Source organism: Paucibacter hankyongi (assembly GCF_037482915.1).
GTDB classification, from domain to species: domain Bacteria; phylum Pseudomonadota; class Gammaproteobacteria; order Burkholderiales; family Burkholderiaceae_C; genus Paucibacter_A; species Paucibacter_A hankyongi.
On the sequence record NZ_JBBHJX010000004.1, the window covers coordinates 1 to 24,314 of the forward strand.

Annotated in this window: 22 protein-coding genes and 1 pseudogene; 11 read left to right on the forward strand and 12 right to left on the reverse strand. The window is 61.8% G+C overall.

The features are described 5' to 3' along the window. On the forward strand, positions 1–188 hold a 188-nt coding region (locus WG899_RS08275; RefSeq protein ID WP_339595162.1), incomplete at its 5' end, for a hypothetical protein. 246 nt (positions 189–434) lie between these two features. Here WG899_RS08275 and WG899_RS08280 read toward each other — a convergent pair. The 9 genes from WG899_RS08280 to WG899_RS08320 form a co-directional block, all read right to left on the reverse strand. Then, on the reverse strand, positions 435–1,943 hold the full coding sequence (locus tag WG899_RS08280) for a tripartite tricarboxylate transporter permease (RefSeq protein ID WP_339595163.1): 1,509 nt from the start codon (positions 1,941–1,943) through the stop codon (positions 435–437). A gap of 10 nt (positions 1,944–1,953) precedes the next feature. Then, positions 1,954–2,418 (reverse strand): tripartite tricarboxylate transporter TctB family protein, encoded by a 465-nt coding sequence (locus WG899_RS08285; protein ID WP_339595164.1) that lies wholly within the window; start codon positions 2,416–2,418, stop codon positions 1,954–1,956. Between the two features lie 134 nt (positions 2,419–2,552). Continuing rightward, positions 2,553–4,355: a type IV pilus assembly ATPase TfpB gene (gene tfpB, locus WG899_RS08290; RefSeq protein WP_339595165.1), complete on the reverse strand. Its 1,803-nt coding sequence runs from the start codon at positions 4,353–4,355 to the stop codon at positions 2,553–2,555. After that, positions 4,352–5,152: a spermine/spermidine synthase domain-containing protein gene (locus WG899_RS08295; RefSeq protein WP_339595166.1), complete on the reverse strand. Its 801-nt coding sequence runs from the start codon at positions 5,150–5,152 to the stop codon at positions 4,352–4,354. The genes tfpB and WG899_RS08295 overlap by 4 nt, the downstream gene beginning before the upstream one ends. Beyond that, entirely contained in the window at positions 5,149–5,679 is a 531-nt protein-coding gene (locus tag WG899_RS08300) for a DNA-deoxyinosine glycosylase (protein WP_339595167.1), read from the reverse strand. The genes WG899_RS08295 and WG899_RS08300 overlap by 4 nt, the downstream gene beginning before the upstream one ends. Next, positions 5,672–6,499, reverse strand: coding sequence for a TatD family hydrolase (locus WG899_RS08305; RefSeq protein WP_339595168.1), 828 nt, complete (start codon positions 6,497–6,499; stop codon positions 5,672–5,674). Before WG899_RS08305 ends, WG899_RS08300 begins: the two co-directional genes overlap by 8 nt. Before the next feature lie 34 nt (positions 6,500–6,533). Beyond that, the gene (gene purU / locus WG899_RS08310) at positions 6,534–7,397 is read right to left on the reverse strand and encodes a formyltetrahydrofolate deformylase (RefSeq protein ID WP_339595169.1); all 864 of its coding nucleotides are present in this window, start codon (positions 7,395–7,397) and stop codon (positions 6,534–6,536) included. Positions 7,398–7,452: 55 nt separating this feature from the next. Further along, entirely contained in the window at positions 7,453–8,163 is a 711-nt protein-coding gene (locus WG899_RS08315) for an ABC transporter ATP-binding protein (protein ID WP_339595170.1), read from the reverse strand. Beyond that, a complete protein-coding gene (locus tag WG899_RS08320; RefSeq protein ID WP_339595171.1) occupies positions 8,156–9,415 on the reverse strand; it encodes a lipoprotein-releasing ABC transporter permease subunit in 1,260 nt (419 codons plus the stop codon). Before WG899_RS08320 ends, WG899_RS08315 begins: the two co-directional genes overlap by 8 nt. Positions 9,416–9,650: 235 nt before the next feature. On the opposite strand from WG899_RS08320, the gene WG899_RS08325 reads away from it, so the two are divergent. From WG899_RS08325 to WG899_RS08350, 6 genes are all read left to right on the forward strand, one after another. Next, a complete protein-coding gene (locus WG899_RS08325; protein WP_444718834.1) occupies positions 9,651–10,649 on the forward strand; it encodes a sulfate ABC transporter substrate-binding protein in 999 nt (332 codons plus the stop codon). Positions 10,650–10,679: 30 nt separating this feature from the next. Continuing rightward, a complete protein-coding gene (gene cysT, locus WG899_RS08330; RefSeq protein ID WP_339595173.1) occupies positions 10,680–11,567 on the forward strand; it encodes a sulfate ABC transporter permease subunit CysT in 888 nt (295 codons plus the stop codon). Beyond that, positions 11,567–12,457: a sulfate ABC transporter permease subunit CysW gene (gene cysW / locus WG899_RS08335; protein ID WP_339595174.1), complete on the forward strand. Its 891-nt coding sequence runs from the start codon at positions 11,567–11,569 to the stop codon at positions 12,455–12,457. Before cysT ends, cysW begins: the two co-directional genes overlap by 1 nt. Further along, a complete protein-coding gene (locus WG899_RS08340) occupies positions 12,454–13,518 on the forward strand; it encodes a sulfate/molybdate ABC transporter ATP-binding protein (RefSeq protein WP_339595175.1) in 1,065 nt (354 codons plus the stop codon). The genes cysW and WG899_RS08340 overlap by 4 nt, the downstream gene beginning before the upstream one ends. 7 nt (positions 13,519–13,525) lie before the next feature. Next, positions 13,526–14,443 (forward strand): CysB family HTH-type transcriptional regulator, encoded by a 918-nt coding sequence (locus WG899_RS08345; protein ID WP_339595176.1) that lies wholly within the window; start codon positions 13,526–13,528, stop codon positions 14,441–14,443. 438 nt (positions 14,444–14,881) lie between these two features. Next, positions 14,882–15,712, forward strand: a complete 831-nt coding sequence (locus WG899_RS08350) for a PEP-CTERM sorting domain-containing protein (RefSeq protein WP_339595177.1) — start codon at positions 14,882–14,884, stop codon at positions 15,710–15,712. A 114-nt stretch (positions 15,713–15,826) separates the two neighbouring features. On the opposite strand, the pseudogene WG899_RS08355 reads toward WG899_RS08350, so the two are convergent. Further along, a pseudogene (locus WG899_RS08355) lies at positions 15,827–16,231 on the reverse strand (DNA polymerase); the annotation flags it as partial. Positions 16,232–16,443: 212 nt separating this feature from the next. On the opposite strand from WG899_RS08355, the gene WG899_RS08360 reads away from it, so the two are divergent. After that, positions 16,444–17,118 (forward strand): PEP-CTERM sorting domain-containing protein, encoded by a 675-nt coding sequence (locus WG899_RS08360; RefSeq protein ID WP_339595178.1) that lies wholly within the window; start codon positions 16,444–16,446, stop codon positions 17,116–17,118. 108 nt (positions 17,119–17,226) lie between these two features. Here the strand turns inward: WG899_RS08360 and polA are convergent, their stop codons facing one another. Further along, complete coding sequence (gene polA, locus WG899_RS08365; protein WP_339595417.1) at positions 17,227–20,004, reverse strand: DNA polymerase I; 2,778 nt, start codon at positions 20,002–20,004, stop codon at positions 17,227–17,229. 80 nt (positions 20,005–20,084) lie between these two features. On the opposite strand from polA, the gene WG899_RS08370 reads away from it, so the two are divergent. The 3 genes from WG899_RS08370 to WG899_RS08380 all read left to right on the forward strand — a co-directional run bounded on the left by WG899_RS08370 (position 20,085) and on the right by WG899_RS08380 (position 22,392). After that, positions 20,085–20,456, forward strand: coding sequence for a hypothetical protein (locus tag WG899_RS08370; protein WP_339595179.1), 372 nt, complete (start codon positions 20,085–20,087; stop codon positions 20,454–20,456). Between the two features lie 74 nt (positions 20,457–20,530). Next, a complete protein-coding gene (locus WG899_RS08375) occupies positions 20,531–21,502 on the forward strand; it encodes a homoserine kinase (RefSeq protein WP_339595180.1) in 972 nt (323 codons plus the stop codon). Positions 21,503–21,552: 50 nt separating this feature from the next. Continuing rightward, entirely contained in the window at positions 21,553–22,392 is an 840-nt protein-coding gene (locus WG899_RS08380; protein WP_339595181.1) for a BPSS1780 family membrane protein, read from the forward strand. Positions 22,393–22,405: 13 nt separating this feature from the next. Here the strand turns inward: WG899_RS08380 and arsA are convergent, their stop codons facing one another. Then, positions 22,406–24,286, reverse strand: a complete 1,881-nt coding sequence (gene arsA, locus WG899_RS08385; RefSeq protein ID WP_339595182.1) for an arsenical pump-driving ATPase — start codon at positions 24,284–24,286, stop codon at positions 22,406–22,408. Positions 24,287–24,314 lie beyond the last annotated feature (28 nt).

Genomic DNA, 24,314 nt, shown 5'->3' on the forward strand with positions numbered 1-24,314 from the left:
ATCAAGCCTTAGCTCAACTTGCAGCTACTGACTTGGCGCCAACAGCACAGAAGCGAGATTATGACCGATTTTCTTCAATCTCGTCAAGTATTTTGAAATTTCTTTCAAACCCCGACTTCTCTCACTTCCTTCGCTTTCAAGAACTTCTCATCAGCGAAGCCCTCTACTGTAGCACTGTTTTTCGGTGAGCTGCAAGCGCTCACCCGTGATTTTTGAAAAGCCTGCCACTGACTAGGTTTGCCGTCGATCCAGGAACATTCCCCAATGAGGATTGGACATATGAAGACAGGTGGAGCGAGAACAAGCGGAAGGAGCACCGCCCCTCCGTGACTGCGCAAGAGACGTCACCTAGGCGATGGCATAAATGCGGAAACGGACACACAAAAGAAAACCGGGCCTTGATGGGCCGGTTGCGCAAGGGACTTCGCCCGAACTTACTCTTCTTGGAACGCTTCCTCACGCTTGCTCTTGATCGAAGGCAGCATCACCACCACAACCATCAAGAACGCAGCAATCAGCAAACCGGCAGACAAAGGACGACTCATAAAAGTACCCCAGTCGCCACGCGAGAGCAACAAGGCCCGACGCAGGTTCTCTTCCATCATGGGCCCGAGAATGAATCCCAACAAAAGCGGCGCTGGCTCACAACTGAGCTTGTAAAACACATAGCCAATCAATGCGAACGCGGCCGTCATGAACACATCGAAGTTGTTGTTACTCAGCGTGTAGGTGCCGATGCAGCAAAAGGTCACGATGGCAGGGAACAGAAAACGGTAGGGCACCGTCAACAACTTGATCCAAACGCCGATCAAAGGCAGGTTCAACACCACCAGCATCAGATTACCCACCCACATCGATGCAATCAGCCCCCAGAACAGTTCCGGATTGCTGGTCATCACTTGCGGGCCGGGCTGAATGCCCTTGATAGTCATCGCCCCCACCATCAGCGCCATCACGGCATTGGGCGGGATGCCCAAGGTCAGCATCGGGATGAAACTGGTCTGGGCTCCAGCGTTATTGGCTGATTCCGGTCCGGCTACACCTTGGATGGCACCCTTGCCGAAAGGAACGCGTGGATTTTTGACAATCTTTTTCTCTAAGGTGTAGGAAGCGAAAGACGCCAACAAAGCACCGCCACCCGGCAAGACGCCCAAGATCGAACCCAAGGTCGTGCCGCGGATCACCGAAGGCCAAGCCTCTTTGAAATCTTGCTTGGTCGGCCACAAGCCTTTCACATCCTTGGTGAAAACCTCTCGGTGCTCGGCAGGCTGGCCCAGATTGGCAATGATTTCGCCGAAACCAAAAATGCCCATGGCGATGACGACGAAGCCGATGCCATCGGTCAATTCAGGAATGTCGAACGAAAAGCGCGGCGTACCGGAGATCACATCGGTGTTGATCTGTCCCAGCAGCAGGCCCAGAAGGATCATCGAGATCGCCTTGACCAAGGAGCCGGAGGCCAAGACCACAGCCCCAACCAGACCCAAGACCATCAAAGAGAAATACTCAGCAGGGCCGAACTTGAAGGCCAATTCGGTCAAAGGCGGCGCAAAGGCGGCGATGATGACGGTGCCTACGCAACCGGCGAAAAAGGAACCCAAGCCCGCAGCGGCCAAGGCTGCACCGGCTCGACCTTGTCGCGCCATTTGATAGCCATCGATGGCCGTCACCACCGAACTCGACTCACCCGGCACATTGATCAAGATAGCGGTTGTGGAGCCGCCGTACTGCGCGCCGTAATAGATGCCGGCCAACATGATCAAGGCCGGCGTCGCATCCAGGGCGTAAATGGACGGCAGCAGCATCGCAATGGTTGCTACCGGGCCCAAGCCAGGCAGAACACCGATCAGGGTCCCCAACACCGCTCCGCCGAAAGCATAGAGCAAGTTTTGCCAGGTCATGGCGACGTGAAAGCCAAGGGCTAGGTTATTCAAGAGTTCCATGCGTCAGCCCTCAAGCGCCAAAGATCGTGGGCCAAACCGGAATCACCAATTTCAGCCCCCAGACAAAGATCACCCAGCTACCGGCTGTCAGAATGACGCTGTTGAGCAAAGCGTCCTTCCAGTGGAACTCGTCACTGGCCATCGCAGATACCGTGATCAAGACCGGCAAAGTGATGACCAAGCCAAAGCGCGGCAACATCAAACCAAACACGACGATCGCCGCCACGATGACCAGCAAGGGCCGCCAAGCGATCGCACCAATTGGATCCCCCCCTGCAGACTCGATGGTCAGTGCTTTGAAGAGCACCATGCCACCCAGGACGGCCAGCAACACACCCAAGCCGAAGGGGAAATAGGCGGGCCCAGGTCGGGCGGAGGAGCCAAAGTTGTATTCGCTCGAGGCCACCGCAAAGGCAAGCCCCACCACCACGAACATCAACCCTGACCAGAAGTCTCTTTGACTTTTGATCTTCATTGCAAACCCTCTTGAGCTTTCTATTGACGAAGCATTCTAGGCAGGGCCCACGCCTGAGTGAGTGTGGGTTACACGTAAGGGCTGAACGCAGCCCTGGCAAACCACCAGAGCCCTGCCTCACCGAGGGCAAACCCTCAGCTTTGCCACTGCGGTGTGCTGCGCAAGATCTCTTCCAAGGTGGTGACCCCTTCGGCCACCTTCATGGCACCGGCCAAACGCAAGGGGCGCAAGCCCTCTTGCATCGCCTGCCGTCTCAGTGCCGAGATATCTGGCGTGGGGTGCAGATGCGTCTTGATCGACTCGCCCACGGTCAACAACTCATACAAACCGGCACGGCCGCGGTAGCCGGTATGGCGGCACTCCAGGCAACCTACAGGCTTGTAGGGCTTGACGCCACCATTCATGCGCCAGTGCTTGAGCATGTCGTTCAAGGTGTCTCGCGTCACCGTCGGATCCGGCTCCTTGCAATGAGGGCACAAGGTCCGCACCAAGCGCTGCGCCAGTACGCCAATCACGGTGGCGCTGATCAAGTAAGAAGGCACGCCCAGATCGGTCAAGCGCGTGATGGCGGATGCCGCATCATTGGTGTGCAAGGTGCTGAAGACCAAGTGTCCGGTCAGCGAGGCCTGGATCGCCATTTCAGCGGTGGCCAGATCGCGGATCTCGCCCACCATGATGATGTCGGGGTCCTGCCGCATCAGGGCGCGCAAGCCTTCTGCAAATCCAAAGTCCAGCGCCGCCTGCACCTGCGTCTGATTGAAGGCCGGCTCGATCATCTCGATCGGGTCTTCAATCGTGCAGACATTGACCTCGTCGGTCGCCAGACGCTTGAGCGTCGAATACAGCGTGGTGGTCTTGCCGCTGCCCGTCGGCCCGGTCACCAAGATGATGCCGTGCGGCTGAGTCACCAGCTTTTCCCAGCGCTCGGTGTCGTGACTCGAAAAACCCAACATGGCCAGGTCCTTGACCGCTGTGTCGGGGTCAAAGATCCGCATCACCATCTTTTCGCCAAAGGCAGTCGGCAGCGTGGAGAGTCGCATTTCGACCTCGTCACCCGCCGGGTTACGCGTCTTGATGCGGCCATCCAGCGGCCGGCGGCGTTCCACCACATCCATGCGGCCCAAGAGCTTGATGCGCGAGATCATCGCGCTCATCACGGTCGGCGGCAGTTGATAGACGGTGTGCAAGACCCCGTCGATGCGGAAGCGGATCACGCCCATCTCGCGGCGAGGCTCCAAGTGGATGTCACTGGCACGCTGGTCAAAGGCGTACTGCCATAACCAATCCACCACCTGCACCACGCCTTGGTCATTGGCATCGAGTTGCTTGTTGCTGCGGCCCAGTTCCACCAACTGCTCGAAGCTGGCCACCTGGGTCGACTCACCCGTTTTAGCGGCTGCGCGCACCGAACGCGCCAAGGTGAAGAACTCGGTGGTGTAGCGCGAGATCTCCAGCGGATTAGCCACCACCAGCTTGATGGGCTTGCGGGTGTGCGACTCGATCTGCACCACCCAACTGGTGTCAAAAGGCTCCGAAGTGGCAATCGTCACCTCGTTCAGTCCCACCAGCACCGGCAAGCATCGCTTGGCCTCGGCATAGCCGACCGACATCACATCCGACACCCGCCCCACATCCACCTTGAGCGGATCGATGCGAAGGTAAGGCAGCTTGGCGCGCTGCGCCAGCCACTCGGTCAAGGCGTCCAAATCCAACGACTTGCCGCTGCTGCCCACGCGGCTCAAACCCGCATGGGCCAAGCGCACCAAGGGATGCAAGGAGCTATCGCCCGCCGCAAAACGCTGCTGGGTGCGCGCCACCTGCTCCTGGTCGATCACGCCATCTTCCAGCAACCAGTTCAGCAAGGCCCGCCACTCCAGGCGCCCTTCTGACTTGGCAGTCACGGCAGCCGAGGTCTCGGTTTTTGGCTTGGCATTCATGTCTGCGGCTCGGATCTCAGCTGATTGATGATGCTCAAGGGCAGCGGGCGCACCAGGCGCAACCATTTGCGCGCCGGCAATTCAAACTCCGCCTCGATGGTAGCCGCTCTGCGCTCCAACTCCTCGCGCTCCGGGACTTGCACCCCACGCGCTGCCACCACAATCGTGTTGCCTTCCTTGGTTGGCGCCAGGCTCCAGACCTGATCGCTGCCAAAGACCGACGCAATACGCCCCGCACTGCGCGCAAAGCTGGCATCGCGACCAAACAGATTCACCGTCATCAAGCCACCATCGGCCAAGATGCGATGGCAGTTGGCGTAGAAGGCTTCGTCGTCCAAGACCGGGGACGCAGCGTCATGGTCGTAGAGATCCACATTCAAGACATCGACCGTCTGCGCCCGCTCCGGCTCGGCCACCCAGCGCGCCGCGTCGGCGTTGAAAACCGTCAGACGTTTATCGTCCTCGGGCAGATGAAACCAAACCCGGCAGGCATTGATCACCGTTGGGTTGAGCTCCACTGCGCTGGTCTGCATGCGCAAGACTTTATGGCAATACCGGGTCAGCGCCGCAGCGCCCAGGCCCAGCTGCACAGCATGGCCCTCGCGGACCTGGTTGGACTCGCGCCACAGCATCCACACCATCATGCGCTGGATGTACTCCAGCTCCAGTTGCTGGGGTTTGCGTATCCGCATCGCGCCCTGCACCCAGATGGAGTCCAAATGCAAAAAGCGCACGCCGTCGTACTCGGATAGCGTGGCCGGGGCCCAAGCCATTTTTTTGATTTTTTTGTTGTTCATTGATTCGATGCGCTGAAAAAGTCGGGCGCCATCTGCTGCCAAGCCGCCAGTTTGCCTGCATAGGCCAAGGTGTAGGCCGGGCTGCTGGAGGGCAACTGAAATATTTTGTAGCGCTGGGCCGCCTCGCCCAACTGAATCAGGCCCAAACGCGCCGCCGTGCCCCCATTGAAAGCGATCATGCGCAAGGCCGGCATGCCGGCCAAGAGAGCATGCAGATCACTGGCGCGCGGCTCGCGAATCTGGCTGTCCAGGCTGCCTTGGCGCTGCGTCTCCGTGATCACATCCCAGAGGCCAATGCGGTGCTGCCGCAAAAGTTGCAGTCGAGTGGCGTAATCGGCGCCGACCAGCGGCAGACCAAACACCTCCGACAACAAGCGCCAGAGTTGATTGCGGGGATGGCCGTAGTACTGCTGCGCCTTCAAGGACGCCACGCCGGGAAAGCTACCCAAGACCAGCAGATGCGTATCCGGCGCCACATGCGGCGCGAGACCTTGCAGGCGCGGCAAGCTGGAGCAAGCCTCAGCCATGGGCATCCAACAAGGCTTGAAGCTTGGGCAAGGCCGCGCCCACATTGGCCGAGGTGATGCGAGCGGTTTGCGCAAGCGTCCAACCGCGCAAATCCGCCAGGCTCTGCGCGATGCGAGGCAACTCGGCCGGCTCATTGCGGCCCGAAGCAGCGCCCGCCGCACGCTGCTCGGCGGTTTTGTAGAGCCAATGCGGCGGGATGTCCGGCGCATCGGTTTCCAGCACCAAGGCCGTCTCCGGCAGACCGGCCGCCAGACGGCGAATTTGCGCCGAACGCTCATAGGTCAAGGTGCCGCCAAAACCGAGCTTGAATCCACGTTCGACAAAACGCTGCGCCTGCTGATCGCTGCCGTTGAAAGCGTGGGCGATGCCGCCGCGCACCTCAATTCTCGAAAGCCCCGCCAACAACTGATCCGCGCTGCGCAGCACATGCAACAAGACCGGCAGATCAAATCGGCGCGCCAATTTCAGCTGCTCGCGATAGAAAAATTGCTGGCGCTCGGCACTCAGGCCGGGCACAAAGAAGTCCAGGCCAATCTCCCCCACCGCCACCAAGCGAGGGTCTGTCGCATAACGCGACAGCAACTCGGCCAACAGGGTCAGGTCTTGCTCCTTCGCCTGCATCACATAAAGCGGATGGATGCCCAAGGCATAGGCAAAACCGTGGCGATGCGCAAACTCGCGGGCCGCTTCGAAGTCAAAAGCGCCCACGGCTGGAATCACCAGCATCTGGACGCCTGCATCGCGGGCGCGCTGGACCACCGCCTCGCGGTCGAGATCGAACTCGGGCGCGTCCAGATGGCAGTGGCTGTCGATCCACATGGGGCTCAGCCCTGAATGCAGAGCCGGGCTCAACTCAACGGAACACCACCGTGCGACGGCCGTTCATCAAAACGCGGTGCTCGGCATGCCACTGGATTGCGCGTGCCAAGGTCACGCACTCGACATCGCGGCCGATGGCGACCAGATGCTCGGGCGTCAGGCCATGGTCAATGCGCGCCACTTCCTGCTCGATGATGGGGCCTTCGTCCAGGTCGGAGGTGACGTAGTGCGCCGTCGCACCGATCAGTTTGACACCACGCTCATGCGCCTGGTGATAGGGCTTGGCGCCCTTGAAGCTAGGCAAGAAGCTGTGATGGATATTGATGGACCGGCCCGACAAATCCCGGCACAACTCAGGCGACAGGATTTGCATATAGCGAGCCAGCACCACCAGATCGATTTGGTTGTCGGCAATCACCTCACGGATCTTGCGTTCCTGCGCCTGCTTTTGCTCCTCAGTCGAATTCAAAAGCGGGAAGTGATGGAAAGGAATGTTGTGCGACGCGGCCAACTGATAGAAGTCGCGGTGGTTGGAGACGATGGCAGGAATCTCGATCGGCAAATGCCCGGTCTGCACCCGGAACAGCAGGTCGTTCAGGCAATGGCCAAGCTTGGACACCATCAACAAGACGCGGGTCTTGGCTTGGCTGGACACCAAGGTCCAGTCCATTTGCAGCCGGGTTGCCAATGGCTCGAAAGCTGCACGCAAGGCCTCCACGGAGGCAGCGGCTCCGCACTCAAACTCAATGCGCATGAAAAAGCGCTGATGGTCGGCATCCCCATGCTGGGCCGAGGTCAGGATATTGCCGCCCTGCTCCAGCAACAAGCCGGTGACCGCATGAACGATGCCGGCTTGATCGGGACAGCTGAGCTTGAGGATGAATCGTGAGGAGGTCATGGTCCGAAGGTCTTTGAATAAGGGTCAATCGTGAGGCCAGGGCTGCGAAGCAAGTTCAAGCAGGAACGCCCAGCTGGGCCGCCTGCATGGTGCCGCCCAGCAGATGCAGCTGAGCCTGGCATTGCTGGGCCAGACCTTGGTCATGGGTGACCATGACGAAGGCGGTGCCGATGTCCTTCGCGGTGGTCAGCATCAACTCGAACACGGCCTGCGCCGTGTTGCGATCGAGATTGCCGGTGGGCTCGTCGGCCAAGACGCAAGCGGGCTGGGTGACGAGCGCGCGAGCAATCGCCACCCGCTGGCGCTCACCGCCCGACAACTCGGCCGGCCGGTGCTGCACGCGAGCGCCCAAGCCCACCCGGGCCAACATGGCCGCGGCCACCTCACGCGCCTGCGCTTGCGGCATGCGGCGGATGCGCAGCGGCATGGCCACATTGTCCAAAGCGCTGAACTCGGGCAGCAGGTGGTGGAACTGATAGACAAAGCCCAGATGCAGATTGCGCCAACGCCCCAGTTCCGGCTCGGCCATATCGGCCAGATTGCGCCCCATCAAGCTGACATGGCCGGTGCTGGGTTTGTCCAGCCCACCGAGCAAATGCAGCAGCGTCGACTTGCCCGAACCCGAGGCGCCGACGATGGCCAGGGTCTGGCCGCGCCGTACCGTCAGGTCCACCCCGCTCAGCACTTGCACATCCAGATCGCCCTCGGAGAAACGGCGTCCAAGGCCCAAGCCTTGCAGGACCACATCACGACCCACCTCATTCATAACGCAAAGCCTCGGCAGGCTGAACGCGGCTTGCGCGCCAGCTCGGATACAGGGTGGCCAGGAAGGCCAGCGCCAGCGAGATCAACACCAGCGGCGCAATATCGTTCATGCGCGGATCGCTGGGCATATGGCTGATCAGATACATGCTGGCCGGCAGGAACTGGGTGTTCAAAGCCCACTCAATGGTCGGCACAATCACATCCAGATTGAAGGCCACCAAGAGGCCCAAAGCTACGCCCGACAAAGTGCCGAGCACCCCGGCCAAAGCGCCTTGCACCATGAAGATGGCCATGATGGAACGCGGGCTGGCGCCCAGGGTGCGCAGAATCGCGATATCGGCCTGCTTGTCGGTCACCGTCATCACCAGGGTCGAGACCAAGTTGAAAGCGGCCACGGCCACAATCAAGGTCAGGATGATGCTCATCATGCGTTTTTCCACCTGCACCGCGTCATACCAATTGGCATTGGTGCGGGTCCAGTCGCGCACGCGGATCTCGCCGCCCAGGCTCAAGGCCAGTTGATCACCGACCTGGCGGGCCTGGTGCACATCGTTCAAGCGCAGTTGCACGCCGGTGGGGCCATCGACACGGAAAAAGCGCGCCGCGTCCTCCACGTGAATCAAGGCCAGGCCACTGTCGTATTCGTAATGGCCGGCATTGAAGATGCCGACCAAGGTGAACTGCTTGTAGCGCGGGATCACACCGGCCGGCGTGACCTGGCCGCTGGGCGCCACCAGGGTCAGCTTGTCGCCCTCGCGCACGCCCAGCGTGCGTGCCAACTCGGCGCCAATGATGATGCCCCACTCACCGGGGCGCAGCCGGGTCAGCGGGCCGTCTTTGTTCAACTTGGCGGCCAGCGGCGTCAGTTCGGCCTCCAAGGCGGGCTCGATGCCGCGCACGATGGCGCCGCGCATGTCCTCGCCGCGAGCGATCAAAACCTGCGAGGCCACAAAGGGCGCGGCCGCTGCCACGGCCGGGTTCTGCTTGGCCTTGGCCGCCGTGGCTTGCCAGTCTGGCAGCGCTTGGCCCTGCGACTCCAACAACTCCACATGGGCAATCACCGAGAGCATGCGGTCTCGCACCTCTTTCTGAAAGCCATTCATCACCGACAAGACGATGATCAGCGCCGCCACGCCCAGGGCAATGCCCAGCACCGACACGCCGGAAATGAAGGAGATGAAGCGATTGCGCCGCCCGCCCCGCCCGGCGCGGGTGTAGCGCCAGCCAATTTGCAACTCATAAGGCCAATTCATGGGCGGGGATGCTAACCGACGCGGGCGCGGCACCCGCAAAGTCAGGGGGAGTCATCCCGGGCTCCATAAAGCCGAGCCGCAGGAAATCGAATAAGCAAATGCAAAAACAGTTGTTTTCAGAATAAGCAAAGCTTGGCAAGCTAGCGGCCTTCGCTGAACCAGCGTCCAACATTGATTCGGAGCCGCCATGAAAAAGATCACCGCGCTGTCTACCCCCGTTCGCCGCCGCCAGTTGATGCTGGCCACGGCCCTCGCCGGCCTGACGAGCCTGCCAATGGCGGCCCATGCGCAAGCGCCGGCGGACACGCTGCTGAACGTCTCCTATGACGTCAGCCGCGAGCTCTACAAGGAAATCAACCCTGCCTTCATCGCCCAGTACAAGGCCAAGACCGGCAAGGCCTTGACCATCAACCAATCGCATGGCGGATCCAGCAAGCAAATCGGCTCGGTCATTGGCGGGCTGGAAGCCGATGTAGTGACCATGAACCAGGCCACGGACGTAGACACCTTGGCCGAGAAAGGCCTGACCCTGGCCGAATGGCGCAGCCGCTTCCCGAATAACGCGGCGCCCTACAGCTCAACCATCCTGTTCCTGGTGCGCAAGGGCAACCCCAAGGCCATCAAGGATTGGGCCGATCTGACCCGCGCCGGCGTGCAAGTCATCATCCCCAACCCCAAGGTCACCGGCAACGGCCGCTACAGCTATCTTGCTGCCTGGGGCGCGGTGATCGCCAAGGGCGGCACAGAGGCGCAAGCGCGCGAACAAGTCGCCAAGATCTTTGCCAATGTGCCGGTGCTGGACGGCGGCGGCCGCGGCGCCACCACCACCTTCACCCAGCGCGGCATCGGTGATGTGCTGCTGACTTTTGAATCCGAAGCCGAAATGATCGAGAACGAATTCGGCAAGGGCCAGTTTGAGGTCGTCAACCCGACGGTGTCGATCGAAGCCGAGGCGCCGGTCGCCATCGTCGACAAGGTTGCCGCCAAGAAGGGCACGACCGCAGTGGCCAAGGCCTATCTGGACTATCTCTACACACCAGAAGCACAAGCCATCATCGCCAAGCACAACTTCCGCCCGCGTGACGCGGCCGTGTTCAAGCGCGAAGAAAAGCGCTTTGCCCCGATCAAGCTGTTCAGCGTTGACCAGTTGCTGGGCGGTTGGTCCAAGGTCAGCAAGACGCATTTCGCAGACGGCGGCACCTACGACCAAATCGTGGCCGGCATCAAGCGCTAAATCGACCTTTCAGCGCATTCTTTCTTCGACATGAGCTCTGCCGTTTCCGCTGCTGCACGACCAGCACCCGATGAATTGCCCAAACGCGCCAAGCGCCGGGTCTTGCCTGGTTTTGGCCCGACCATGGGCTTCACCTTGTTTTATCTGTCGCTGATCGTGCTGATCCCGCTCTCGGCGGTGTTCATCAAGTCAGCCGGGCACGGCTTTGACGCCTTTTGGGCAGCGGCCAGCGCGCCGCGCGTGGTGGCCTCTTACAAGCTGAGCTTTGGCTTATCGCTGCTGGCGGCCGCCATCAATCTGGTGTTTGGTCTGATCCTGGCTTGGAGCCTGGTGCGCTACGAGTTCTTTGGCAAAAAGGTCGTTGACGCCTTGATCGACCTGCCCTTCGCCCTGCCCACCGCCGTGGCCGGCATTGCGCTGACCGCGCTGTACGCCCCGAATGGCTGGCTGGGCCAACTGCTCGAGCCATGGGGCATCAAGGTGGCCTTCACGCCACTGGGCATCTTGGTCGCGCTGGTCTTCATCGGCCTGCCCTTCATCGTCCGCACCGTGCAGCCGGTGCTGGAAGACATGGAAACCGAGTTGGAAGAAGCCGCCGCCAGCTTGGGCGCGCATCGCTGGCAGACCTTCCGCCTGGTGGTCTTACCCACCCTGATGCCGGCACTGCTGACCGGCTTTGCCTTGGCCTTCGCCCGCGCCGTCGGCGAGTACGGCTCGGTCATCTTCATCGCCGGCAATCTGCCCATGGTGAGTGAGATCACGCCGCTGATGATCATCTCCAAGCTGGAGCAATACGACTATGTGGGCGCCACCGCCATCGCTGCGGTGATGCTGATTTTCTCCTTCACCCTGCTGCTGCTGATCAATGGCTTGCAGGCCTGGAGCTCACGCCGTAACGGCCAAGAAGGACGCAAATAATGGCCGGCATTGTTTCAAGCCTTGGCGTGCCGCAAAAGAGCGGCGGCCGCTATCAAAGCAACCCCGCCACGCGCGAAGCCCCCTGGGTGCGCTACACCCTGCTGACCCTGGGCCTGAGCTTCTTTGCGCTGTTCTTGGTGATGCCCTTGGTGGCGGTCTTCAGCGAGGCGCTGCGCAAAGGCTGGGAGGTCTACCTCGCCGCCTTGGTCGAGGCCGACGCCGTTTCGGCCATCAAGCTGACCTTGATCGCGGCCATCATCTCGGTGCCGCTGAACTTGGTGTTTGGCGTCAGCGCCGCCTGGGCCGTGGCCAAACATGACTTCCGCGGCAAGCAGTTGTTGATCACCTTCATCGACCTGCCCTTCTCGGTGTCTCCCGTCGTGGCGGGCCTGGTCTATGTGCTGCTGTTTGGCGCGCAGGGTTGGTTTGGCACTTGGCTGCAGGCCAATGATGTGAAGATCATCTTCGCGGTGCCCGGCATCGTGCTGGCCACCATCTTCGTGACCTTCCCCTTTGTGGCGCGTGAGTTGATCCCGCTGATGCAGGCGCAGGGCCGCGACGAAGAAGAAGCCGCCACTGTGCTGGGCGCGACCGGCTGGCAAACCTTTTGGCGCGTGACCTTGCCGAATGTGAAGTGGGGCCTGCTCTACGGCGTGATCCTGTGCAATGCGCGCGCCATGGGTGAGTTCGGCGCGGTGTCGGTGGTGTCGGGCCATATCCGTGGCCAGACCAACACCTTGCCCCTGCATGTCGAGATTCTCTACAACGAGTACCAGTTCGCCGCCGCCTTCGCCGTGGCCTCGATCCTGGCCCTGCTGGCCCTGGTCACGCTGATCCTCAAACAATTCGTCGAGTGGAATGCCCACCGCGCTCTGAAGGAAGCCCCATGAGCATCCAAGTCAAAAACATCCACAAGTCCTTTGGCGCCTTCACCGCCCTGGGCGACGTCAGCCTGGACTTCCCCACCGGCGAGCTGGTGGCCCTCTTGGGCCCCTCTGGCTGCGGCAAGACCACGCTTTTGCGCATCATCGCTGGCTTGGAAACGGCCGACCGGGGTCAGGTCTTGCTGGACGGCGAAGATGCCTCCGACACCCATGTGCGCGAGCGCCAGGTGGGCTTTGTGTTCCAGCATTACGCGCTGTTCCGTCACATGACGGTGTTCGAAAACGTGGCCTTCGGCCTGCGCGTCAAGCCGCGCAAGGAGCGACCCAGCGAATCCGAAATCAAGCGCAAGGTGCATGAGTTGCTAAACCTGGTGCAGCTCGATTGGCTGGCCGACCGCTTCCCGCCGCAACTCTCCGGCGGCCAGCGCCAGCGCATCGCCCTGGCGCGAGCCCTGGCGGTGGAGCCCCGCGTGCTGCTGCTGGATGAGCCTTTCGGCGCGCTCGATGCCAAGGTGCGCAAAGAGCTGCGTCGCTGGTTGCGCCGCCTGCATGACGAACTCCATATCACCAGCGTCTTCGTCACCCATGACCAAGAGGAAGCGCTGGAAGTGGCCGACCGCGTGGTGCTGATGGACCATGGCAAGGTCGAGCAGATTGGCACGCCGCAAGAGGTTTACGAGCACCCGGCCACGCCTTTTGTTTACGGCTTCCTGGGCGCGGTGAACCGCTTCGAAGGACGCGCCGAGGGCGGTGTGATTCATTTGGGCGATCAGCACCTGAGCTTTGGCAAGTCCTTGACGGACAAGGTCGGCCAGGTCCAGGCCTATGCGCGCCCGCACGAGTTGCAAATCCTGACCGCAGCCGATGCGCGCGGCCTGCCCGCCACCGTCGAGCGAGTGCTGAGTTTCGGCGCCGCCGCTCGGGTCGAGTTGACTGGGGTGGATGGCCAACACCTGGAGGCCGAGCTGACCCGCGAGCAAGCCAGCGCGCTGAATCTGCAAAACGGTCAGCGGGTGCACCTGAGCGCCTCGCGCCTGAGCCTGTTCGAAGCGGGCGCCGGCATCTGATGCGCGCATGAACTTCCAGCAACTGCGCATCATCCGCGAGGCCGAAGTCCAGAACTTCAATCTGACCGAGGTCGCCAATGCCTTGTTCACCTCGCAGTCTGGGGTCAGCAAACACATCAAAGACTTGGAAGACGAGTTGGGCGTCGAGATCTTCGTTCGCCATGGCAAGCGCTTGCTGGGGCTGACCGAACCCGGCAAGGAGTTGACGGTGATCGCCCGGCGCATGCTGCAAGACGCCGGCAATATCAAACGACTGGCCGACCAATTCGCCGATGCCGAGCAGGGCCAACTGACCATCGCCACCACCCACACGCAAGCACGCTACGCCTTGCCCCAAGTGGTGGCACGCTTCAAGGCGGCCTACCCACGCGTGCATCTGGTGCTGCTGCAAGCGAACCCGACCGAAATTGCCGCCCTGTTGCAAGCCGGCGACGCCGACATTGGCATCGCCACTGAAGCCTTGGATGGGCAAGACGGCCTGGTCACCTTCCCCTTCTACGAATGGCACCATGCGGTGGTCGTCCCTGCCGGCCATGCCCTGTTGCAGACACTCCAGCTGAGCCTGGCCACACTGGCCGAGCACCCCTTGATCACCTACCACGAGGGCTACACCGGCCGCGCCCGCATCGACGCCGGCTTTGCCCAGGCCGGCCTGGTGCCCGATATCGTGATGTCGGCGCTGGACGCCGATGTGATCAAGACCTACGTCGGCGTGGGCCTGGGCGTCGGCATTGTGGCCAGCATGGCCTTCGACCCGCAGCGCGACCAGGGCCTGGTTCGCCTCGACGCCCAGCAACTCTTCCCCGCCAACACCACCCGCATCGCCCTCCAACGCGGCCAATACCTGCGCGGCTTCACCTACCGCTTCCTGCAGGAATGCTCAGCCGACCTAAGCGAAGCCCGCGTGCGCGAGGCGCTGGCCTGAATTGAGCCGCCGCCCAGTGCGGCGATCCCCAGGACGATCCCTGGGGCACGGTCCGGAGCAGGGCCCGGGGCGACAGGCTCAACACCCCCTCCCTTGAATGGCCAGCCGCCGAGCCGTCGTGCGCCATCCGTCCTCCGCGCTTCGACGCTCCGGGCGGATTCGACACAAATAGATACCACTTAAATACCAATTAAACACACCCAACTCCGCGCGCAAGCAGCTTGGTCGCGAGCCTGTTTTTCATAGGAAATCCCCCTAAAGAGGGATCACCCCGCATCCGAGTGGCCCCTTAAATCGGGTGTGTAAAAACACACAAATCAGCCACCCTCCCCCGCGGGCACGGGGTTTGGTATTCAAGTGGTCACTTCTAAACTGGCTTCAGCAGTCCAAAGCCCCGATCAAGGGGAGAGTCAAGCCCTACATCAAGGAACGGATCACATGACATCAGCCAAATTTCTGAAGAGTGGCCTCGCAGCAGCGATGGTCTTGTTTGCGGCGAGCAGCTTTGCGGGCGTCAAGCCGATCGATCCGTTTTATGGCATCAAGAACGGCAATCTTGAAGCTCGGATGGACCTTGGTAAAGGCTCTAACCCCTTGTTCCAAGTTGGCGATGACTTCAATAGTTCCTCACAGCGCGCTGCAGGATCCCCTAACTTCAACTGGACACCTGATCAGGCCTACAAGTTTTTCGTCAGCTACTCTGCTGACACTGCCACCATCAGCTTCGATGTGAAACTGGGTACGAAGTCTACCGACGGCTCTATCTTTAAGAACCTAAGCCACACCGAAACCTTGGCTAAAGGAAAGAACTTGGGGTTCGGCCAAGTCAGCCTGGAGCTTGGCGATGTAAGCGGCATCAGCATTGACGTCAAGAACCTGACCTTCAACAACGTCCAAGTTGGCGATGGGACATGGGGCGCTGGCAGCAAGACCATCTATCAGGGCAGCGCCTTGAAGTCCTACATCTTGACTGGCGACTTCACCATCAAGAGCGAAGTTAAGAAGAAAGCTGACGGCTCAACCGACTGGGCGATTCCTGTCTACAAGAAGAATGCTCAAGGCCAGGACATTCGAGTGGATGGCAAGCGAGTCATCGACGAAGCAAAGTCGACCCCACACTACTTGGTAAACGCCAATAATGCTGCCTTCCTCGATGTGAAGTTTGACAAGGCATCCGTGGTTCCAGAACCCACCACCCTGGCCCTGTTGCCCCTGGCTCTCGGCGGCGCCTTCTTGGCCAGCCGTCGTCGCAAGGCTGCTGCCAAGTAAATTGCGCTGAGCCCCATGCGCTGTGCTGACGCCCAAAGGCGCCCGCCAGCAGCAAAAAGCCCGTTCAGCTCACCGCCTGAACGGGCTTTTTTGTCTATCGCGCCGTGAAGAAACTCAGTGCGCCTGATCCCAGTTGGCGCCGACGCCCACCTCGGCCAACAGCGGCACCTTCAACTGCGCGACGCCAGCCATCAAGCGCGGCACCTCGGTCTTGACCCAATCGAGCTCAGCCTCGGGCACCTCAAAGACCAATTCATCGTGCACTTGCATGACGATGCGGGTCGCCTTGCCTTCGGCATCCAGCGCGGCCTGCACCGCAATCATGGCCAGCTTGATCAAGTCGGCCGCCGTGCCCTGCATCGGCGCATTGATGGCTTGGCGCTCGGCGCCGGTGCGGCGCGGGCCGTTGCCGGAGTTGATCTCGGGCAGCCAGAGGCGCCGGCCAAACACCGTCTCGACATAACCCTTGGCCTTGGCTGACTACCCGGTGCTGTCGACATATTGCTTGACGCTGGCAAAGCACTGCACAGGTCCAGCATCACTCAGAGAATTTGTCGCCGTACCCCCCAAAAAAAGAGACCCCCCATTCAAGTGTGTCAAATGCGCAAACCTAGCTCGCCCCCCCCTTGATCCGGGGATTTGGTACCCGGGTGGGTTCTCCTAAAGTCGGATCAACACAAGTGCCGGCAGACAAACGACAGAGTCAACCCCTAGTTCAAGGAATGAATCCCATGACCCAAGCCAATTTTCTGAAGTCCGGCATCGCCGCCCTGAGCATCTCCACGCTTGCCTTGGCCGCCGGCCTGTTCTCCAGCCAAGCCGCTGTGGCTTCACCGACATACCTGCCGACAGGCGCACAGGCCAACGTCGCCTTGTCCACTATCACCGGCGGAGGTTGGACCCAGTGCTACGCGGCAACAATGGCCGTCAGCATCGGCAACGCCGCAGAAAACGTGCTCACTTCGTGCAGCGGTGATTACCTGATGATGGCCGGCCGCGCCACCGGCTCTGACACCTTCTTGGCCCTGGCCGCTGCCCTGCGCGCCGACACCATCGTGGACACCGGCCAAACCAGCGTGACCCACAGCGCCAACGGCGCCGAGTGGTATTACTCGCCGAACTGGTCATGGGGCTTCACCGCCGCTGGCGACAGGGTACAAAATAACCAGTGCGACGTCAGTGCCAGCAGTCCGCTGAGCATGTGCCTGCACACCCTGTCCGGCGTCGGCGGCTTTCGGATCAATGACAACATGTGGCTGAACGGGTCGACCAACTACGAAAAGGTTTTCTTCCAAGCCAATGGCAAGGAAAACTACGTCCCTGAGCCAAGCACTCTGGCCTTGTTACCGCTGGTCCTGGGCGGCGCCTTCTTGGCCAGCCGTCGTCGCAAGGCTGCTGCCAAGTAAGCAAACGTCAAACTCGCCACGCTGACGCCTCAAGGCGTCGGCCAGCGCCAAAAAGCCCGTTCAAGCCATTGGCCTGAACGGGCTTTTCCATTGCTACGGATCAGGAACTCAGTGCGCCTGATCCCAGTTGGCCCCCACGCCCACTTCGGCCAAGAGTGGCACCTTCAGCTGCGCCACGCCGGCCATCAAGCGCGGCACTTCCGCTTTGACCCAGTCGAGTTCAGCCTCAGGCACCTCGAAGACCAATTCATCGTGCACCTGCATGACGATGCGGGTCGCCTTGCCTTCGGCATCCAGCGCCGCCTGCACTGCGATCATGGCCAGCTTGATCAAGTCGGCCGCCGTGCCCTGCATCGGCGCATTGATGGCCTGACGCTCGGCGCCGGTGCGGCGCGGGCCATTGCCTGAGTTGATCTCGGGCAGCCAGAGGCGTCGGCCAAACACCGTCTCCACATAACCCTTGGCCTTGGCTGACTCACGGGTGGCGTCCATATAGTGCTTCACACCGGCAAAGCGGTTGAAGTAGAGGTCGATATAGTCGCGCGCGGCCTTGGGATCGATGCCCAGCGACTGCGCCAGACCAAACGCACCCATGCCGTAGATCAGACCGAAATTGATGGTCTTGGCATAGCGGCGCTGCTCGGAGGTCACCTCATTCAGCGGCGTGCGGAACACCTCAGCCGCAGTAGCGCGGTGCACATCCTCGCCCTGACCGAAGGCGCGCAAGAGTCCTGGGTCTTCGCTGATATGGGCCATGATGCGCAGTTCGATCTGCGAATAGTCGGCGCTGACGATCAGATGCCCCGGCGGCGCGATAAAGGCCTCGCGCACGCGCCGGCCCTCGGCGGTGCGGATGGGGATGTTCTGCAGATTCGGGTCGTTGCTGGACAGGCGCCCGGTCACCGCCACCGCCTGCGCATAGTTGGTGTGTACCCGGCCGGTGGCGGGGTTGATCATCAAGGGCAGCTTGTCGGTGTAGGTGCTCTTGAGCTTGGCCAGGCCTCGGAACTCCAAGATCTTGGCAGGCAGTGGATAGTCGGCCGAGAGCTTTTCCAGCACCTCTTCATCGGTGCTTGGGGCGCCGGTGGCGGTTTTCTTCACGACCGGCAGGCCCAGCTTGGTGAACAAGATCTCGCCAATCTGTTTGGGGCTGCCCAGATTGAAGGGCTGACCGGCAATGTCATAAGCCTCTTGCTCCAGCGCCAGCAGGCGCTGACCCAGCTCATGGCTTTGCGCCTGCAGCACGGCGGCATCGATCAAGACGCCGGTGCTTTCAATGCGCGCCAGCAAAGCACTCGTCGGCAACTCGATTTTTTCGTAGACAAAGCGCAGGCCGGACTCATCCTCCAGCTGCGGCCACAGGCGCTGATGGACTTGCAAGCACATGTCCGAGTCTTCGCTGGAATACTCGGCCGCACGCGCCACATCCACCTGCGCAAAGGGAATCTGATTCACGCCCTTGCCGCACAGGTCTTCATAGCTCAGGCCGCTGCGGCCGAGGAAGCGCTCACCCAGCGCGCCGAGGCCATGGCTCTTGTGCGCTTCCAGCACATAACTCTGCAACATGGTGTCATGCAGGATGCCGCGCAGGGCGATGCCGTGGTTGGCGAACACATGGGTGTCGTACTTCAGGTTCTGGCCGAGCTTGGGCGCACCGGCATCTTCCAGCCAGGGCTTGAGCTTGGCCAAAACCTCGTCCAACGGCAGCTGCTGAGGCGCGTCGGGGCCATCGTGACGCAAAGGGATGTAGGCCGCTTCGCCTGCCTGCACACTGAAGGAGATGCCAACGATGCGGGCCTTCATAGGCTCCAGCGAATCGGTCTCGGTATCGAGCGAGGCCAGTGGCGCCGCTTGCAAACGAGCGAGCCAAGCATCGAAACGAGCCCAATCCAGAATGGTCTCGTAGTCGCGCGACACAGGCGCGATCGGCGCAATGCCGGGCTCTGCGCTTGGCGCGTCGGCAAACAAATCACCACTCTCACCCAAGGCTGGGGCAACAACGGCCGGCGCACCGCCGAGCTCTTTCAGCCAAGTCTTGAAACCATTGCGAGCATAGAAGTCGCGCAAACCTTCCTCGTCCACCGGCCTCAAAGCCAAGGCGTCCAGCGACGGCCACTGCGGCACATGGCCGTTCAGATCACAGTCACACACCACGGTCACCAGCTTGCGGCCCATGGGCAGCCAGTCCAGCGCCTTGCGCAGGTTTTCACCGGCAACGCCTTTGATCTTGTCGGCATGAGCAATCACGCCGTCCAGCGAGCCGTACTCGGCAATCCACTTGGCGGCGGTCTTGGGGCCGACCTTCTCGACGCCAGGCACGTTGTCCACCGTGTCGCCCATCAGGGTCAGGTAGTCAATGATGCGATCGGGCGGCACGCCGAACTTGGCGACGACGCCGGCCACGTCCAGGGTCTCATTGCTCATGGTGTTGATGAGCGTGACCTCATGCGTGACCAATTGCGCCAAGTCTTTGTCGCCGGTGGACACCACCACCGCATGGCCGGCATTGGCCGCCACCCGGGCCAAGGTGCCAATGGCGTCGTCCGCCTCGATGCCGGGCACCTCCAGAATCGGCCAGCCCAGCAAGGCGACCACCTCGTGAATCGGCGCGATTTGCTCACGCAAGGCGTCAGGCATGGGCGCACGCTGCGCCTTGTATTCGGGATACCAATCGTCGCGAAAGGTCTTGCCCTTGGCGTCGAAGACGCAGACCGCATGCTCGGCGCCGATTTGATCGCGTAAGCGCTTCATCATCGCCACCATGCCGTGCACCGCCCCGGTCGGCACACCGCCGGGGCCGCGCAAGTCGGGCATCGCATGATAGGCACGGTAAAGATAGCTGGAACCGTCGACCAGCAACATGATGGGTTTGCTCATGGCGCGCATTGTCGTGCAGGCCGCCAGGGCCAAGGACCGAAGCCGCAGTCGGCCCGCCGACTTTTCGGGCGGCGACATAGAATGGCCCCATGTCACGACCCCTCCTTCACACACCGCTCTGCCGCTTCTCCACGCTATTGCTGACCCTGCTGGCCAGTGCCGCCGTGCAAGCCGCCGACAGCGCAGCAGAGACCAGCGCCGAGAAGACCGCCAAGACCGAGCTGGTTGCCGCAGGCGTGCCGGATGCGCAGGTGAAAGAAAGCGTGATCGAGGATGACAGCACCCGCATCGAAGAGTTGCGTGTGCGTGGCCATACCCAAAAGGTGACGGTCCAGCCCAAGAACAGCAAATTACCCAGCTACGAGATCATCATGGGCGACGGCAGTCGCGACCTCTCGCCCGGCGCTGGCACCACCCGAGGCGCCGCTGGCCGGCGCGTATGGAGCGTGCTGAATTTCTGATGGCCGGGCAGGCAGGCATGCCCTGAGCGGCAGCACCTCACTGACCCCGGCCCGAACCCTCTCTAGCTGTAGCCATGGCCGTATTCACCGAAGTTTCCCTCAGCGAAGCGCAAGCGCTCGCCTCCCGCTTGAAGCTGGGCCCCGTGCAGACGCTGCGCGGCATCAGTGCCGGCATTGAAAACACCAATTACTTCCTCACCACCGAGTCGGGCGAGTATGTGTTGACGGTGTTTGAACGCCTGAGCTTCGAGCAGCTGCCCTTTTACCTGCAGCTGATGAAACACTTGGCGGGCCGCGGCTTGGCTGTGCCGGACCCGCAGGCCGACGTCGACGGGCAGATCTTGTTTGAGCTGCAAGGCAAGCCGGCCGCCGTGGTCAACAAGCTGCGTGGCGGCCATCAACTGGCGCCCGATCTATTCCATTGCGAGCAGGTGGGCGCCGAGTTGGCGCGCATGCATCTGGCGGCGCAGGACTTTCCGCTCCACCAGGGCAATCTGCGTGGACTGGCTTGGTGGAGCGAGACGGTGCCAGTGGTGCTGCCTTTTCTGACGCCGGAGCAAGCGGAGTTGATCAGCAGCGAGCTGAGCTTTCAACAGCAGCTCGGCGCATCCGCCACCTATGCCGAACTGCCGCGCGGGCCTATCCACGCCGACCTGTTCCGCGACAACGTGATGTTTGAAGGGCTGCCCGGGCGCGAACGCTTGAGCGGCTGCTTTGACTTCTATTTCGCCGGCGTCGACGCCTGGTTGTTTGACCTGGCGGTGTGCCTGAACGACTGGTGCATCGACCATGCCAGCGGCAGGCTCGACGAGCAGCGTGCGGCCGCCTTTGTGGGCGCCTACGAGAGCGTGCGCCCGCTGAGCGGCGCAGAACACCGCCTGCTGCCGGCGATGCTGCGCGCGGCCGCCCTGCGTTTTTGGATTTCGCGGCTGTGGGATGTGTACCTGCCGCGCGAGGCCAGCATGCTCAAGCCGCACGACCCCAGCCATTTCGAGCGCGTGCTGCGCGAGCGCATTGCACGCCCCTGGCATGCCATGCCTGAATAATTAACAAGAGTTCCCGTTTGAAACCCGTCACCACAGACTCGCCTCCAACCATGATGCTTCACCTGCAAACCGTGCCCGCCCGCAACGGCCTGCTCTGGATCCGCCATGGCTTGAAGGTCTTTCAGCGCAAACCGATGGTGCTGTCGGGCCTGTTTTCGGTGTTCTTGTTTGTCGCCTTCGCCACCCTGCTCCTGCCGGGTGTGGGATTCATGCTGGTGCTGATGGCCATGCCCTTGCTGTCCCTGGGCTTCATGCTGGCGACGCATCTGGTGCTGCAAGGCCAAACCCCTACGGCCGGCGTCTTCATCGCACCGCTGAAATTGACGCCGCAGCGGCGCAACAGCCAGTTGCTGCTGGGCGCGTGCTACGCCTTGGCCACGATCGGCATTGGTCTGCTGTCGGAAGCGATTGACGGAGGCAGCTTTGAAGCGCTGCAGCAATTGATGGTGGACAACGCGCCGGCCGACAAAATTGCCGAGGCCACCGCGGACCCGCGCCTGTTCTGGGGTGCGGTCAGCCGGCTGGGTTTGGCGGCACTGCTGTCGGTGCCCTTCTGGCACGCGCCGGCCTTGGTGCATTGGGGCGGACAGGGCGTCATGCAAGCGCTGTTCTCCAGCACGCTGGGGCTGTGGCGTAACCGCGCCGCCTATGCCTATAACGCGCTGCTGTGGTTCGCCCTGGTGATGGGCCTGGGCATGGGGCTGAGCCTGCTGATGATGGCGCTGGGCCTGGGCCAAAAACTGGCCCTGGTGGTGATGCCGCTGGGCCTCTTGATGACCACCGTGTTCTACGCCTCGCTGTACTTCACCTTCATCGACTGCTTTATGTTTGGCGCACCCAAAGAGTTGCCCGCAGAACCGGCCGTCAAGACGCCGGACAACAAGGACTGATCAGGCGAGGCGATCAAGCCGCAGCGGGCGGCTGCGCCGTCATTTGCGCCAATGCGCTCAGCCCGACCGGCGCTTGCGTCAGCCAGGGCACGATGAAGCGCCGCTGAGCCAGCCCCGCGTCGATACGCGCCATCTGCCGACGCTCTCCATTCAGGCGGGCCATCAGCAAAGGGTCTTGCGTGCCCGCGGCCAACACGCTTTTGTTGAGCACCCAGGCATAGGGCTCGATCTGGGCTCGCCGCAAATCCTCCTGCAGCGCCTCGGCCTGCGACACCGGCGTCACCTCGGGCAAGGTCACCAGGATGATCTTGGTGTAGCGGCCATCTTGCAAACGCATCAAGGGTGTGGACATGCGCGGAGCAGCGTTCGCGGCGTCACCGTTCATCTGAGCGCCGAACTCGCGCATCATTTGGCGGTGATAGGCGCCGGTGGTGTCCATCAACAGCAAGGAATGCCCGGTCGGCGCGGTATCCAGCACCACAAAGGCACTGCGGGCCTCGCTGACGATGCGCGCAAACGCGTGGAACACCGCCACCTCCTCGGTGCACGGGGAGCGCAGGTCCTCCAGCAACAAGGCCTGCTCCTCGGCATTCAATTTTGGCGCCTTGGCGGCCATGATTTTGTCCACATAGCGCTTGGTCTCTTGCTTCGGGTCGATGCGATCGACGCGCAAGCCGGGCACCGCGTCCGTGGCGTCGACCCCTAAGGTGCCGACTAGATGCGCGGCCGGGTCGGTGGTGCTCAAGTGCACGCTCTTGCCGCGCTGCACCAGGGCCAGGGCCAAGGCAGCCGCAATCGTCGTCTTGCCGACACCGCCCTTGCCCATCACCATGATCAAGCCATGACCGGCCTGGGCCAATTCATCGGCCAGACTGCCTAGCGTGCCGAAAGAGGCCAGTTCTGTTGGCGCGAGGCTGACTGCGTTTGAATCAAGGCTTGCGGGCGGACTGTCAGGTCCTGGCCGCAGCAAGGCACGCAGCGCCGCCAAACCAACGGTGTCAAAGGCCTGCAAGGGTACCTGCTGTTGCGGCAAGGCCCGCAATGCCGGCGGCATGTCGATCAACGCTTGTTGGCCCAGGGCTTCGATGGCGTGGGCCACCGTATCGCCGGGCAAGCTGGCGTGGAACACACCGTTGATGAGCAAGCGCTGCTGGTGCAGGCCGAGTTCATGCAACTCCAGCGAGGTGCGCGCCGCCTCCTGTATTGCGCCCTTGTCGGCTCGAGTGACCAGCGCCACGGTGGTCAGCGCCGGGTCGCTGAGCGCCGCCAAGGCGGCCTTGAAGCGCGCCTCCTGCATCTTCAAACCCGAATGAGGCCCGAGGCAAGACGCACCACGGTCGTTGCCCGCCAAGAAGCCGCTCCAGGCCTTGGGCAAGCTCAACAAGCGCAGCGTATGCCCGGTGGGCGCGGTATCAAACACGATGTGATCAAAAGGCGGCGGCGTGCCGCTTTGGTCGCCCGCCAGCAACTCGGCGAACTCATCGAAGGATGCAATCTCGGTCGTGCAAGAACCGGACAACTGCTCGCGCACGGTCGCCAACTCGGAGGCACTCGCCCAGGCACCCATCTGCACCAAGACGCGCTGGCGATAGGACTCGGCCGCCTTGTCCGGGTCAATATTCAGCACCTGCAAGCCCGGCGCACCCGGCACCGGCGTCGGGCTGTTGCGCAACTCAATGCCCAGCATTTCATCCAGATTGGAGGCCGCATCGGTGCTGACCAGCAAGACCCGCCGGCCGGCATCGGCCAGGCTCAAGGCAAGGGCCGTGGACAAAGAGGTTTTGCCCACCCCACCCTTGCCGGTAAAAAAAATAAAACGCGTCGCTTGCTGCCAATCGCCCAAGCCCTGTCCCTGATCAGGCGCCCGCTCTGCGCCCTCTTGCGTCGCTGTCATCGCTCCCTCGATTCGAATCGAAACCACA

Bases quoted from the DNA above. Each gene is read 5' to 3' on its own strand.
- cysT (WP_339595173.1), top strand. From the start codon at position 10,680: ATGAGCTCTGCCGTTTCCGCTGCTGCACGACCAGCACCCGATGAATTG.
- WG899_RS08325 (WP_444718834.1), top strand. From the start codon at position 9,651: ATGCTGGCCACGGCCCTCGCCGGCCTGACGAGCCTGCCAATGGCGGCC.
- WG899_RS08360 (WP_339595178.1), top strand. From the start codon at position 16,444: ATGACCCAAGCCAATTTTCTGAAGTCCGGCATCGCCGCCCTGAGCATC.
- arsA (WP_339595182.1), bottom strand. From the start codon at position 24,286: ATGACAGCGACGCAAGAGGGCGCAGAGCGGGCGCCTGATCAGGGACAG.
- WG899_RS08380 (WP_339595181.1), top strand. From the start codon at position 21,553: ATGATGCTTCACCTGCAAACCGTGCCCGCCCGCAACGGCCTGCTCTGG.
- WG899_RS08370 (WP_339595179.1), top strand. From the start codon at position 20,085: ATGTCACGACCCCTCCTTCACACACCGCTCTGCCGCTTCTCCACGCTA.
- tfpB (WP_339595165.1), bottom strand. From the start codon at position 4,355: ATGAATGCCAAGCCAAAAACCGAGACCTCGGCTGCCGTGACTGCCAAG.
- polA (WP_339595417.1), bottom strand. From the start codon at position 20,004: ATGCGCGCCATGAGCAAACCCATCATGTTGCTGGTCGACGGTTCCAGC.
- WG899_RS08305 (WP_339595168.1), bottom strand. From the start codon at position 6,499: ATGTGGATCGACAGCCACTGCCATCTGGACGCGCCCGAGTTCGATCTC.
- WG899_RS08345 (WP_339595176.1), top strand. From the start codon at position 13,526: ATGAACTTCCAGCAACTGCGCATCATCCGCGAGGCCGAAGTCCAGAAC.
- WG899_RS08300 (WP_339595167.1), bottom strand. From the start codon at position 5,679: ATGGCTGAGGCTTGCTCCAGCTTGCCGCGCCTGCAAGGTCTCGCGCCG.
- WG899_RS08375 (WP_339595180.1), top strand. From the start codon at position 20,531: ATGGCCGTATTCACCGAAGTTTCCCTCAGCGAAGCGCAAGCGCTCGCC.
- WG899_RS08350 (WP_339595177.1), top strand. From the start codon at position 14,882: ATGACATCAGCCAAATTTCTGAAGAGTGGCCTCGCAGCAGCGATGGTC.
- WG899_RS08315 (WP_339595170.1), bottom strand. From the start codon at position 8,163: ATGAATGAGGTGGGTCGTGATGTGGTCCTGCAAGGCTTGGGCCTTGGA.
- cysW (WP_339595174.1), top strand. From the start codon at position 11,567: ATGGCCGGCATTGTTTCAAGCCTTGGCGTGCCGCAAAAGAGCGGCGGC.
- WG899_RS08340 (WP_339595175.1), top strand. From the start codon at position 12,454: ATGAGCATCCAAGTCAAAAACATCCACAAGTCCTTTGGCGCCTTCACC.
- WG899_RS08280 (WP_339595163.1), bottom strand. From the start codon at position 1,943: ATGGAACTCTTGAATAACCTAGCCCTTGGCTTTCACGTCGCCATGACC.
- WG899_RS08320 (WP_339595171.1), bottom strand. From the start codon at position 9,415: ATGAATTGGCCTTATGAGTTGCAAATTGGCTGGCGCTACACCCGCGCC.
- WG899_RS08295 (WP_339595166.1), bottom strand. From the start codon at position 5,152: ATGAACAACAAAAAAATCAAAAAAATGGCTTGGGCCCCGGCCACGCTA.
- purU (WP_339595169.1), bottom strand. From the start codon at position 7,397: ATGACCTCCTCACGATTCATCCTCAAGCTCAGCTGTCCCGATCAAGCC.
- WG899_RS08285 (WP_339595164.1), bottom strand. From the start codon at position 2,418: ATGAAGATCAAAAGTCAAAGAGACTTCTGGTCAGGGTTGATGTTCGTG.